The organism is Rickettsiales bacterium, assembly GCA_035765535.1.
Lineage (GTDB): Bacteria > Pseudomonadota > Alphaproteobacteria > Rickettsiales > JABCZZ01 > JABCZZ01.
This window is the reverse complement of record DASTXE010000001.1, coordinates 104,397-116,360: the sequence shown is the minus strand read 5'-3', so window position 1 is coordinate 116,360 and position 11,964 is coordinate 104,397. Positions and strand designations below refer to the sequence as shown.

Below are 11,964 nucleotides of genomic sequence, written 5' to 3'. Positions count from 1 at the left end.
GCGCACATTGCCTATCATTAATGGATGATTATACAGGATCATCCAGTACGTTCGCCTTATAAGCAAAATGCTACCAGCGCAGCGGGTTTTACGCTCGTGGAAATGAGTATTGTACTTGTCGTGATCGGCATGCTGATTGGGGGCGTATTCGCAGGCAAAGCGCTTGTGCGCCAGTCCCAGATCAATAGTGCTGTTACGGCAGCGCAGACCTACATCAGCACGATTGCCAGCTTTAAGCAGAAATACAATGAACTCCCCGGTGACATGGCCGATGCTCAGAGCTATTGGGGCACCGCTTCTTCTGCTTGCCCACCGACCTATGCCAGCCCGCTTACAGGTACTGCCACTTGCAATGGCGACGGAAACGGTGAAATCGGTGTTACCGGTGCTTGGGGCAGCGCTAACTATGAAATGTTTCTGGTCTGGCATCATTTGGCTAACGCGCAGATGATACAGGGTTTTTATAATGGCGCTCCCGGAAGCGCAGGCTCTCTGGATCACATTGTCGGCATGAACTGCCCTGAAAGCAAGTTATCAGGCGGCGGTTATGGCATTGGTTTTTTAGGTATCCAGAAAAATGCCACCTACTGGTTTGACGGAAATTGGGGGCATCAGATCGTTTTGGGAGGTTATCAATCTAATAACTGGCCTTCCGGAGGCCTGATCACTTCACCTGAAGCGCTCGCTATTGATACTAAATACGATGACGGCCGCCCTGCAACAGGTGTGATCTCGACCGTTAAACCTGCTGGCATGTCATGTGCAAGTTCTTCCAACGCCGGTTCCGCCGTATATGATATCACCCAAACCGGCAACACCTGTGCGTTACTGTTTACCACGGGGTATTAAAGAAGAGAGGAAAGCTTTGCTTCCCTCTCTCCGCTATTGATTTACTGGGCTGTCCAGCCGCCATCGATGCTCAAAATCTCACCTGTCATTGCATCGCCATGTTCGTCCGCCAGGAAAGCAATCAGCGCACCAATGCTCTCAGGTTTGATAAACTTCTTGTTGGGCTGTTTTTCGCCCAGCAGGTTTGCCGTTGCCTGTTCAACAGAGATATTGCCCTGCTTGGCTTTGTCGGCAATCTGCTTCTGCACAAGCGGTGTATCCACCCAGCCGGGGCAGATGGCATTGCAAGTGATGCCGGATTCTGCCGTCTCCAGCGCCACAACTTTGGTGAGGCCCACTATGCCGTGTTTCGCCGCCACATAAGCCGCCTTGTGCGTGGAGGCTACAAGCCCGTGCGCGGAAGCGATATTGACAATGCGACCGAACTTCGACGCGCGCATCCCCGGAACCGCTGCCTTAATCGCATGGAAGGCTGCTGAAAGATTAATGGAGATAATGGCGTCCCACTTATCTTCAGGGAACTCTTCCACAGGAGCGGTGAACTGAATGCCTGCATTGTTCACGAGAATATCCACCCTACCCAGCTTTGCCACCGCATCGGCAACCATGGTGCGTATTTCAGCGGGTTTGCTCATATCGGCATCGGAGTAAAAAGTTTTGACGCCGTATTGTTTCGGAAAGTTTGCAACCAGCGCATCAATAGCCGCCTTGTCTCCCATCCCATTGAGCATGATGTTGCAGCCATGCTCCGCCAGAACCTGCGCAATGGCAAGGCCAATGCCGCTTGTCGAGCCGGTTACGATCGCATTTTTTCCTTTGAGTGCCATGATCTCTCTCCCATGTTGTTTTAATGCGTATCGATAGTATAGATAAGTTCCGAAGATATCAAACGCTTAAACCGGAAAGTTTCGGTATGATCCGAGCCCATGGATTTGTTGACTTTGCCTCGTCTTTACGGGAATATAAGCATATCTGTTTTATTCATAACGGAGTCTATTTCATGACACCTCAGGAACAACAAATGCTTGCCGATCTGCTCGGCAGGATTGCAGCCACGCCTTCCCAGCAGCGCGACCCGGAAGCGGATGCCATGATTCAAAGAGCGCTTGCCTCACGCCCCGATGCGCTTTACCTGCTGACGCAGATGGCCTTGATCCATGAAATCGCCCTCAAACAGGCGGAACAGAAAATCAACAGCCTGCAGCAGAACGCACAACCGCAGCGTTCCTCTTCGTTCCTTGGCCCCTGGGGACAATCGGCACAGAACCAGCAATCTTACGCTGCACCGCAACCACAAGCTTATACAGCAGCTCCCGCCGCCGGTTCCAGTTTCCTGCACAATGTAATGACCACCGCCTCCGGCGTCCTGGCAGGTGAGATGGCATTCAGTGCACTGCACTCACTTTTCGGTGGCGGTTCACGCAGCAGCTTCCTTTCCGGCGCCCCCACGGAGACAATCGTCAATAATTATTATGACAACAACACAGGCGGCAATCTGGATACTCCGTCCGACGACGTGTACGATCTGGCTGCCGACGATCTTGTTTCCTCGGACGATTCCGATTTCATCTGATTGCAGGCGTTATGAAAACAGATTATTCGCAGCGCGGCTTTACCCTGGTGGAACTTTCCATTGTGCTTGTCATTGTCGGCCTGCTTGTGGGCAGCATTTATGCAGGCCGTTCGCTTATCCGCCAGGCCCAGCTTAACAGCGCCGTAGCGGATGAACAGCAATACGCCCAGGCCGTTGCCAGCTTTCAACAAAAATACGGTGCACTGCCGGGTGACTTTGCCACTGCCGATACTTATTGGGGCCTTGGCACCACCTGTCCTTCTACCTATGCAGCTCCGTTAACGCCACCTAAAACCTGCGACGGCAACGGTGACGGGCAAATTAACACCAATGCCGAGTACCTGCTGTTCTGGGAACATCTGACGGATGCGCAGTTGATTCCCGGTAGCTATAGCGGCTCCCCCGGCAGTGCCGGTTCGCTCGATCACGTGATCGGCACAAACGCTCCAGCCAGCCGTATACGCGGTGCAGGGTTCGGCGTTACATGGGTCGGTATTGTGACTGGCGGCACGAGTTATTATTACCCTAATAATTTCGGCCATGTATTCGTGCTTGGCGGTTATGCGTCGAATAGTCTTCCCACAGGCAATGCATTAACCGCTTCGGAAACGTATAACCTTGATGCCAAATTCGATGACGGCTATCCGGGCACGGGCACCATTCAAAGCTGGCAGAAGCAAGGCTCTTACACTTGCACCACTTCGGCCACTCAGCCTTCTGCTTACTATACCAGCGGAAGCGGTTACCTGTGCAGCCTGATCTTTGTGAGCGGGTTTTAAGTGACTCCCCCTGCCGCTTCCCTGATCAAGCTCTACGAGCAATCCATTCAAGATGCACGAATTACCGCCGACCCTGCGCAGCGGAAAGTCATGGAACAACTGCAGACCCTGGCTGCCACACTGCATACCCCGCCGAAAAAACGTGGTCTGATCGGCAAGCTTCTGCCTGCCTCAAAGCCAGAGGCTGCTCCTGGCATTTATATCTGGGGCGAGGTGGGACGCGGAAAATCCATGCTGATGGATATGTTTTTCAGTGCGGTGAAGCTCTCCGCCAAACAGCGCATCCATTTTCATTCGCTGATGATCTCTATTCACCAGAGCATCCATAATCTGCGTAAGCAGCATGTCGAGAATCCAGTAAAGATTGCCGCTGCTGAGATTGCCGCCAAGACTCGCCTACTCTGCCTGGACGAGTTTCAGGTCACGGATGTCGCTGACGCAATGATTCTCAAGAAACTTTTTTCCGCGCTTCTGGAAGCGGGCGTGACCGTTGTGATTACTTCCAACCGCCCGCCGGAAGAACTTTATCAGGGCGGATTGCAGCGTGAGAAATTTCTGGATTTCGTCAAGCTCGTGCGTGAGCGCATGGAGATATTGGAACTTTCCTCTGCGCATGATTACCGCATGCAAAAAATCAAGGCACTGAAATCCGTTTACCTGACACCGCTTAACCGTGAAACTGAATCGGAGCTGCAGCGTATTTACACCAGCCTAAGCAATGGCATGCCTAGTGAAGAAGCCGTGCTGGAGGTGCAGGGACGCAAGGTTGTTGTTGCGCAAAGCGCGGGCAAAGTTGCAAGCTTCACGTTTGAGGAATTATGCGCCAAACCGCTCGGCGCTGCGGATTATCTGGCAATCGCTCATCATTTTGACACCGTGTTTCTGCACGATATTCCACTGCTTTCACCGGAAAAACGTAATGAAGCAAGGCGATTTGTCACACTGATCGACGCGCTCTACGACACGCGCACCAAGCTTATCTGCACGGCCGCCGCAACACCGGATAAGCTTTATCCTTCGGGTGACGGCAGCTTTGAATTCCAGCGCACCGCGTCCCGTTTGTTTGAGATGCAGTCATCCTCCTATCTGGGTGAGCACTACAAACTATAATACAGAAGCTAGTCTGCAGAATTCTTCTACGCTTAATGTTTCCGCACGCCTTGTGGGATCGATACCGGAACGCTTTAACCAGCCCTCACTATCACTGCTTAACGTACCGAGCGATGAGCGCAGCATCTTGCGGCGATTACCGAAAGCCGCTGCAAGAGTTTTTTCCAGTGCTTTGCGATCTACCGGGTAGCGCGGCTTTTTGAGCGGTGTCACCTGCACGACAGTGGAATCCACTTTCGGCGGCGGAGTGAAAGCGCCCGCGGGCAGATCGAAACAGTCATACACATCGCACAGCCACTGCACCATGACAGATAATCTTCCATATTGCTTGCTGTTCGGCTCCGCCGCCAGCCGCATAGCCACTTCCTTCTGGAACATCAGGGTCATGTGAGTGTAAGCGGCAGGGTCAGCCGCCACATCGTCCAGCCAGTTCAGCAACAACTGGGTCCCCACATTGTATGGCAGGTTCGCCACAATCGCCCGGGGAGCTGGCACGTTTTCCACCAGCGAGACTTTTAATGCATCCGCCTGCACTATCGTAAGCCGGTCGCCGTAGACCGTCTTCAACTCCTGCAGTGCGCCGACACAACGCTCGTCTTTTTCCACGGCATAAACCCTCTGCGCTCCGCTTTTGAGCAAGGAACGCGTCAACCCGCCAGGACCGGGACCAATCTCGATCACGTTAAGTCCGGTTAAGTCACCGCTTTCGCGGACGATTTTGTCCGTAATATTCGTATCGAGCAGGAAATGCTGACCGAGTGATTTTTTCGCCGCCAGTTCGTAACGTTTGATGACATCGCGCAACGGAGGCAATATAGTTGTGTTCATTTTTTGCAATTTTCTGGTAATTCATGAAAAATAGGTTATTAACTACAGCAAATGTTTAACTATTCCAACAGTTATCAAACCGTTCCGCTGTTAAAACGCCTGGTGAGGCAATATATCGCCGGGCACCGCACGTTCATCATCATTGCCATTATCTGCATGCTGGTCGTTGCCGGAACCAACGCCACCAACGCGTATCTGATGAAACCGATGCTGGATGATCTGTTCATCAAAAAAGATGAAAGAATGCTGCTTTACATACCCATCGCCGTGTTCCTGGTCGGGGTGATAAACGCGATGGCAACCTACGGGCAAACACTAATCATGCGCAATGTCGGCCAGCGTATTATTTCCGATATGCAGATCGATTTATTTGCCCATCTTATGAAGGCAGATCTGGCGGTATTTCATGACCAGGCATCAGGCAGGCTAATCTCGCGCTTTACGAATGACATCATGCTCATGCGTAATGCGGTTTCCACGGTGCTAACCGGCATTGCGAGAGATTTTTTTAGCATGCTCTTCCTGATCGGGTTAATGTTTTACCAGGATTTCCAGCTTGCACTTATCGCATTCGTGGCGTTTCCCATCGCGATACTGCCCATTATCCGGCTGGGGCGCAGAATGCGCAAACTATCTGACTCGACCCAGCAGCAGCTCGGCCATTTCGCCGCCCAGTTGGACGAGACTTTCCAGGGCGTGCGCATGGTGAAAGCCTATGGCCGTGAAGATTATGAAATCAGCCGCGCCAATGCCATTATCGAAAACCTCTATTCCTTATATTTCCGTAGCTCCCGCGTGCAGGCGCTTGCCTCGCCTATCATGGGAATGCTCACCAGCGTCACCATGGCTTTTGTGATCTGGTATGGCGGCTACAACGTGTTGCACGGCACCACCACCCCCGGCACATTCTCGCTGTTCATCACCGCCATGCTCATGGCGTATAAGCCAGCCAAGACGCTTGCGACATTGAACAATTCCCTGCAGGAAGGTATGGCGGCTGCGGATCGGTTATTTGCCGTACTGGATATGAAACCGCATATTTCCGATGCACCCGAAGCGGAGATGCTGAAAGTGAGCGGCGGGGCAATACGATTTGAAAATGCCTCCTTTAACTATTCACCGGAAGTCTGTGCGATTAATGACATCACGCTGGATGTGCCATCAGGAAAAACGGTTGCACTGGTGGGAGCATCGGGCAGCGGCAAGTCCACGATGATTAATCTCCTGCTGCGCTTTTACGACCTGAATCGTGGCATGATCACGGTAGACAATCAGGATATTCGTGACGTGACGCTTTCCTCGCTGCGCAACGCGATGTCTCTGGTCAGCCAGGAAATCGTCCTGTTTGACGCTACGGTACGCGCGAATATTGCTTACGGCCGTCTTGATGCCAGCGATGATGAAATCGTACAGGCCGCGAAAATGGCCGCTGCCGATGACTTCATCCGGGAACTGCCGCAAGGATATGACACGATGATTGGCCCGCACGGCGTTAAACTTTCAGGAGGCCAGCGCCAGCGCCTCGCCATTGCCCGCGCCATGGTCAAGAATGCCCCTATCCTTCTGCTGGATGAGGCGACCTCGGCACTCGACAATACTTCCGAGCGCATCGTACAGGAAGCATTGGAAAAACTCATGCATAACCGCACCACGCTCGTGGTCGCGCATCGTCTTTCCACCATCCGGAATGCCGATATCATTTATGTGCTCGATCAGGGCAGGATTACAGAATCCGGCTCGCATGACGAGCTGATGAAAATGAACGGTTTTTATTATAATCTGTACGCCAGCGCTGAAAGCCGAGAGCAGTTTATTGTGTAGCTGCTTTTTTAGATGCGCCTCTATCAGCGGCGCTATCTGACTAGATGGGAGCGTCATATACTACTACCTTCCGCCTGGTGATGTCCTTCCCGGCTGTTCACGCCCTGTAAATCTTGAGGCAAACCCTCCTGCGGGACCTTCCTGCTGCTGACTATATTCCTGTGCCAATCGCCCCTGAAACTCACGCACCAGTTCACGATACCCTTCCAGCCGCTGCTGGTATTCATCGTTCAAAGGCAGGTTGTTTGAAGATACCTCAATCTCGCCATTTTTAGCGTTAATGGCCGCCCTGACTGCATTCATATCACCCTCTCCGATCACTTCATTGATCGTTCTGGCGATGACGGACTTCCTGTCGTTACCTTCGGTGCTCATATCCCGGTGGGGGTCCTGATGGTGTTCCGGTGCAACCAAGGGAATAAGCTTGTCATCCTGCCTGCAAAACAGTTTGGTCATAGCTTGCCCGATTGTGACTTCCCCTTTGCCATCGTAAACTAATCTTTTTGCTTCCTCCGGCAAAACCAGCGCATCGGAGCTTCCCCGCACTGTGGCGCCGGTATCGGCATCGTGTACTGCGATACAGGCAATATCCCTTAATGCCGTCGTCGCATCCAGCAAGGAAGGCTCTTTTCCTATCCGGTCTACTTCGCCGATGCTTTCTATCGCATAGATCGTACCCGCATGCTCTTCCAGGGGCACACCATGCGTATCAAGCTGTCTCACGATTTTCTGGAATGCCGCTGTACGCGCACCGGCATACTGCATGCCGATGACAAGCTGCTCAAACTCCTGCGCGTCGGGCATGAATTTGGAAATCTGCATATGCGATAACCTGTCCGTCTTTACAGCCGTCGGCTGCTGGTCCAGCCCCTGTGCATCGACCGTAATGGCATTGGTATTGAGACAATATATTACCGCTACATCACCATTCTTTCTTGCATTCTCAGCCTGCGCAAGCTTCTCATGTTCCTGCGCCTGCTCTTCTGCCAGTCCTCGCTTCCATGTAGCCAGTGCCGCTGTATACTCGCCTCTTTTTGTTTCGTATTCCGGATCATTCGATGCCGGAGGTTGAGGCGGTGTGCTTCTCTTAATATAAAAGACATTATCCTGGCTAACGCCATGGCCTGTACAGAACTGGCCTATGGCACGGGTTTTGACCTCGCTTTGCGAGCAAACACCCAAAACATGCATGGCTCCCGGTGTTTCTATGTCTTTGTGTTCGCCTTCAGCTGCCATTTTATTCCTTGCCTGCCTTCAGCTCTTCAAGGCTTACGCCCATTTTCTGCATCATCGCGATCAGGATGGAGTTCTGGTATTCGAGGTGATTCAGTATCACTTCAATTTCCTGCTCAGCCTTGACATTGATCTCCAGATCGTTTTCCGCCCTGATTTCCGAGCGCGCACCCTGCAGATTCTGGCCGACCATAAGAAGCGGCATCAGCAATATCTGGATGACATTGGAAATAAACAGCCACAACACAAACCCCATCGGCGGATCAAACTGCAGCTTCGGCGGTGCGAGCAGGTTCCAGCTCAGCCAGCAGACGGTCCACGTAAAGATCATGCAGAAAAAACCAAACGTACCGATATGGTCGGTGATGAAGACGGCGAACCGGTCTGTTTTGCTCAGGCTGTCTGCAAATGCCTTGTTGATATTGCGCGGCGGCTTGCGATGCCGTTTGAATTCTTCCAGCGATTGCGGTTTTTTAATGGTCATTTCGCTCTGCCCTTTTCTTGTTCCAGTATTCCAGACGTTTGATGATTTCACGCTCAAAGCCGCGTTCTACGGGGTGATAATACGTTGCACGCTGCATGTTATCCGGAAAATAATTCTGGCCGGAGAATGCATCTTTTTCATTATGGTCGTAATGGTAATCCTTGCCGTAACCGATATCCTTCATCAGCTTCGTCGGCGCGTTCAATATGTGCATGGGCGGCATGAGAGAGCCATACTGCTGCGCATCTTTGCCCGCCATTTTATGCGCCATATAGGCCGCGTTGGATTTGGGAGCGGTAGCGAGATAGATCACCGACTGCACAATGGCGAGTTCCCCTTCCGGAGAGCCGAGAAAATCATAAGCATCCTTTGCTGCAAGCGCCTGCTGCACGGCCTGCGGATCGGCCATGCCGATATCTTCCACTGCGAAGCGCACAAGGCGGCGGATAATGTAAAGCGGTGCTTCCCCGCCTGCCAGCATACGATGCAGCCAGTATAGCGCCGCATCCACATCCGAGCCGCGCAGGGATTTATGCAATGCGCTTATCAGATTATAATGGCTTTCCTGATGCTTGTCATAAACGGGCGGACGCTGCTGCAACAAGGCCGTTAAAGATTCCGGCGTCAGCGGTTCAGCGCTATTAATCGCAAATAATTCTTCCAGTAGGTTCAGAAAATATCTTCCGTCACCATCCGCCATCGCACAGAGCGTGATAAACCCTTCTTCGCTCAGTTGGAGTTTTTGGTTCTTATATTGCTCAGCGCGATCCAGCAGGCGGTGCATGGCCTCTTCTCCGAGGCGCTTGAGCACGAGCACGCGGCAGCGGGACAAAAGCGCGCTGTTCAGCTCGAAGGAGGGATTTTCCGTTGTTGCGCCAACCAGCAGGATCGTACCGTTTTCCACATAAGGCAAGAATACATCCTGCTGGGCGCGGTTGAAACGGTGGATCTCGTCGACGAACAGCATCGTTCGCACGCCGTCCTGCAGCCTTATGGAAGCTTTCTCAAATAATTTCTTTAGCTCCACTACGCCGCTTGCCACTGCAGAGACGGTTTCCATCTCATAGCCGCTTGCAGCGGACAGCAGGCGCGCAATTGTCGTCTTGCCACAGCCCGGCGGTCCCCAGAGGATAATAGAGGCAAACTGATGCGACTTCAGCATACGGCCAATGGGACCGTCCTCGCCCGTCAGATGCTCCTGCCCCACTACGTCGGCAAAGGACTCGGGGCGCAACTGATCGGCAAGCGGTGCGGATTTTGCGGTATCGCCAAATAGGGTTCTCATAATGCTTTACGTTTTGCTTCTCTTTTACCCTTGGCACAGTAAAAAATAATATGACAAGACGATAAGTTAGCGTGTCGTTTAGCTCTCCCGGCGCAGGAGGCTGAAGAATTCCTGACGTGTGCGGGCATCGGAGCGGAAACGGCCGAGCATATGGCTGGTCTGCATGACCGATCCGCGCTTGTGCACGCCGCGCGATGTCATGCACTGATGCACAGCCTCGATCACCACGGCCACGCCTTTGGGCTGAAGGATATCATTGAGCGCATTGGCTATCTGCGCTGTCATTTTTTCCTGTATCTGCAATCTCTTAGCATAAGCATCCACGAGTCTTGCGAGCTTGCTGATGCCCACGACCTTATTCTCCGGCATATAGGCCACATGGACCTTGCCTGTAAACGGCACCATATGATGTTCGCAATGCGATTCGAACTCAATATCGCGCAGTACGACGATCTCGTCATACCCTTCCACTTCCTTGAAGGTACGGCTCAGGATTTTGCAAGGATCCACATCATAGCCAGCGAAGAATTCGCGGTATGCTTTTGCGACACGTTTCGGAGTATCCAGCAGCCCTTCACGCTCGGGATCGTCCCCCGCCCAGCGGATCAGCGTTCTGACGGCTTCTTCGGCTTCTTCGCGCGTTACGGTCTCTTGCTTTGCTTTTGCGGATCTCATTTTACTCTTTCTTTGGAACATAAAATCAATTAATCAGAAGGATAGTTTTATCATACAGGACGATTATGCCAATTAAAAATATCGACTCGCAGACGCTAAAAGGCTGGATGGAACGCGGGGAAGCCGTGCTGGTGGATGTGCGCGAACCTTCCGAACATGCGACCGGCGTTATTCCCGGCGCCTTTTTGCTGCCGCTTTCCAATGTTTCCCGCCGCACGGTTCCGGCCCACACGGGCAAGAAACTCGTAATGCAGTGCCGTTCCGGTATGCGCAGCCAGACCGCCGGCAATATATTGCTCGCAGACGCTCCCGATCAGGAAATCTATAACCTCGCAGGCGGCATCCTGGAATGGGTGGCGAGCGGCAACCCTATAAAGTAGTTTATTATGAATCACATAGCAGTATTACTCGGCGGCCTGTCCGCGGAACGTGAAGTCTCCCTTGTTTCTGGGAAGGCTATTATTAAGGCATTGGAAGAGCTTGGCTATAAGGTCACGGCCATTGACGCTAAAGACGATGTTTATGCGCAGCTTCAATCCACGAAACCGGATGCTGTGTTCAATGCGCTTCATGGGCGCTGGGGTGAAGATGGCTGTGTACAGGGCATGCTGGAGCTGATGAAACTCCCCTATACTCATTCCGGCGTGCTGGCTTCTGCACTGGCGATGGATAAGCCCATGGCCAAGAAACTCTTTGCCGCTGCAGGATTGAATGTCGCTGAAAGCCTGGTCGCCCATAAACACGAGCTGTTCGGTAAGGACGTCATGGCGCGGCCTTACGTGGTTAAACCATTCAACGAAGGCTCAAGCGTCGGCGTCAAAATCCTGCATGACAAAGATAATTTCTTCTTCAGCGAAGAAAACTGGAGCTATGGCGATGTCGTGATGGTCGAAAAATATGTGCCAGGACGAGAAATCACTGTTGCGGTTCTGGACGGAAAAGCGCTGGGTGTGACCGAAATAACAACATCCAGCGGTTTTTATGATTACGATCATAAATACACGGCGGGCGGTTCCGTTCATATCTGCCCTGCGCCGCTACCCAAAGAACGCTTTGAGGAAGTCATGGCGATGGCCGAAACTGCGCATAAATCCTTGGGTTGCCGTGGCCTTACACGTTCCGATTTCCGCTATGACGATACACCCGGCGGTAGTGGTAAATTCTATATTCTTGAGCTTAATTCGCAGCCCGGCATGACCCCTCTTTCTTTATCGCCGGAGATTGCAAATTACGCCGGAATAGGGTTTAATGAACTCGTTGATCGGATGATCAAAGGGGCTAAGCTCGGAGAGTGATGAATGGGCGGTTAAAGGACACGCAGTCAGCA

13 protein-coding genes are annotated in these 11,964 nt (G+C 52.4%); 7 read left to right on the top strand and 6 right to left on the bottom strand.

What is annotated here, in order from left to right; translation table 11 throughout:
* Positions 1–24: 24 nt before the first annotated feature.
* Complete coding sequence (locus tag VFT64_00660) at positions 25–849, top strand: type II secretion system protein (protein ID HEU5046332.1); 825 nt, start codon at positions 25–27, stop codon at positions 847–849.
* A 41-nt stretch (positions 850–890) separates the two neighbouring features.
* Here VFT64_00660 and VFT64_00655 read toward each other — a convergent pair whose 3' ends face one another.
* Positions 891–1,676, bottom strand: coding sequence for a 3-hydroxybutyrate dehydrogenase (locus VFT64_00655; protein ID HEU5046331.1), 786 nt, complete (start codon positions 1,674–1,676; stop codon positions 891–893).
* A 173-nt stretch (positions 1,677–1,849) separates the two neighbouring features.
* On the opposite strand from VFT64_00655, the gene VFT64_00650 reads away from it, so the two are divergent.
* The 3 genes from VFT64_00650 to zapE are packed head-to-tail and all read left to right on the top strand — an operon-like array spanning position 1,850 to position 4,311.
* Positions 1,850–2,422, top strand: coding sequence for a DUF2076 domain-containing protein (locus VFT64_00650; protein ID HEU5046330.1), 573 nt, complete (start codon positions 1,850–1,852; stop codon positions 2,420–2,422).
* A gap of 11 nt (positions 2,423–2,433) precedes the next feature.
* Entirely contained in the window at positions 2,434–3,201 is a 768-nt protein-coding gene (locus tag VFT64_00645) for a prepilin-type N-terminal cleavage/methylation domain-containing protein (protein ID HEU5046329.1), read from the top strand.
* Positions 3,202–4,311, top strand: coding sequence for a cell division protein ZapE (gene zapE / locus VFT64_00640; GenBank protein HEU5046328.1), 1,110 nt, complete (start codon positions 3,202–3,204; stop codon positions 4,309–4,311). It begins immediately after the preceding gene.
* Here zapE and rsmA read toward each other — a convergent pair.
* Positions 4,306–5,139: a 16S rRNA (adenine(1518)-N(6)/adenine(1519)-N(6))-dimethyltransferase RsmA gene (gene rsmA / locus VFT64_00635; GenBank protein HEU5046327.1), complete on the bottom strand. Its 834-nt coding sequence runs from the start codon at positions 5,137–5,139 to the stop codon at positions 4,306–4,308. The genes zapE and rsmA overlap by 6 nt on opposite strands.
* A 51-nt stretch (positions 5,140–5,190) precedes the next feature.
* Between rsmA and VFT64_00630 the strand changes: the two genes are divergently transcribed.
* Positions 5,191–6,960, top strand: a complete 1,770-nt coding sequence (locus VFT64_00630) for an ABC transporter ATP-binding protein (protein HEU5046326.1) — start codon at positions 5,191–5,193, stop codon at positions 6,958–6,960.
* A gap of 63 nt (positions 6,961–7,023) precedes the next feature.
* Here the strand turns inward: VFT64_00630 and VFT64_00625 are convergent, their stop codons facing one another.
* From VFT64_00625 to folE, 4 genes are all read right to left on the bottom strand, one after another.
* Positions 7,024–8,196 (bottom strand): hypothetical protein, encoded by a 1,173-nt coding sequence (locus VFT64_00625; protein ID HEU5046325.1) that lies wholly within the window; start codon positions 8,194–8,196, stop codon positions 7,024–7,026.
* A 1-nt stretch (position 8,197) separates the two neighbouring features.
* Entirely contained in the window at positions 8,198–8,677 is a 480-nt protein-coding gene (locus VFT64_00620; protein HEU5046324.1) for a DUF1003 domain-containing protein, read from the bottom strand.
* A complete protein-coding gene (locus VFT64_00615) occupies positions 8,667–9,962 on the bottom strand; it encodes a replication-associated recombination protein A (GenBank protein ID HEU5046323.1) in 1,296 nt (431 codons plus the stop codon). The genes VFT64_00620 and VFT64_00615 overlap by 11 nt, the downstream gene beginning before the upstream one ends.
* A gap of 78 nt (positions 9,963–10,040) precedes the next feature.
* Positions 10,041–10,637: a GTP cyclohydrolase I FolE gene (gene folE / locus VFT64_00610; protein HEU5046322.1), complete on the bottom strand. Its 597-nt coding sequence runs from the start codon at positions 10,635–10,637 to the stop codon at positions 10,041–10,043.
* A 65-nt stretch (positions 10,638–10,702) separates the two neighbouring features.
* On the opposite strand from folE, the gene VFT64_00605 reads away from it, so the two are divergent.
* Entirely contained in the window at positions 10,703–11,017 is a 315-nt protein-coding gene (locus tag VFT64_00605; protein ID HEU5046321.1) for a rhodanese-like domain-containing protein, read from the top strand.
* A gap of 6 nt (positions 11,018–11,023) precedes the next feature.
* Entirely contained in the window at positions 11,024–11,932 is a 909-nt protein-coding gene (locus VFT64_00600; GenBank protein HEU5046320.1) for a D-alanine--D-alanine ligase, read from the top strand.
* Positions 11,933–11,964 lie beyond the last annotated feature (32 nt).

Excerpts from the sequence above, each read along its gene's own strand:
- VFT64_00660 (HEU5046332.1), top strand. The coding sequence starts at position 25 with ATGATTATACAGGATCATCCAGTACGTTCGCCTTATAAGCAAAATGCT.
- VFT64_00655 (HEU5046331.1), bottom strand. The coding sequence starts at position 1,676 with ATGGCACTCAAAGGAAAAAATGCGATCGTAACCGGCTCGACAAGCGGC.
- VFT64_00650 (HEU5046330.1), top strand. The coding sequence starts at position 1,850 with ATGACACCTCAGGAACAACAAATGCTTGCCGATCTGCTCGGCAGGATT.
- VFT64_00645 (HEU5046329.1), top strand. The coding sequence starts at position 2,434 with ATGAAAACAGATTATTCGCAGCGCGGCTTTACCCTGGTGGAACTTTCC.
- rsmA (HEU5046327.1), bottom strand. The coding sequence starts at position 5,139 with ATGAACACAACTATATTGCCTCCGTTGCGCGATGTCATCAAACGTTAC.
- VFT64_00630 (HEU5046326.1), top strand. The coding sequence starts at position 5,191 with ATGTTTAACTATTCCAACAGTTATCAAACCGTTCCGCTGTTAAAACGC.
- VFT64_00625 (HEU5046325.1), bottom strand. The coding sequence starts at position 8,196 with ATGGCAGCTGAAGGCGAACACAAAGACATAGAAACACCGGGAGCCATG.
- VFT64_00620 (HEU5046324.1), bottom strand. The coding sequence starts at position 8,677 with ATGACCATTAAAAAACCGCAATCGCTGGAAGAATTCAAACGGCATCGC.
- VFT64_00615 (HEU5046323.1), bottom strand. The coding sequence starts at position 9,962 with ATGAGAACCCTATTTGGCGATACCGCAAAATCCGCACCGCTTGCCGAT.
- folE (HEU5046322.1), bottom strand. The coding sequence starts at position 10,637 with ATGAGATCCGCAAAAGCAAAGCAAGAGACCGTAACGCGCGAAGAAGCC.
- VFT64_00605 (HEU5046321.1), top strand. The coding sequence starts at position 10,703 with ATGCCAATTAAAAATATCGACTCGCAGACGCTAAAAGGCTGGATGGAA.
- VFT64_00600 (HEU5046320.1), top strand. The coding sequence starts at position 11,024 with ATGAATCACATAGCAGTATTACTCGGCGGCCTGTCCGCGGAACGTGAA.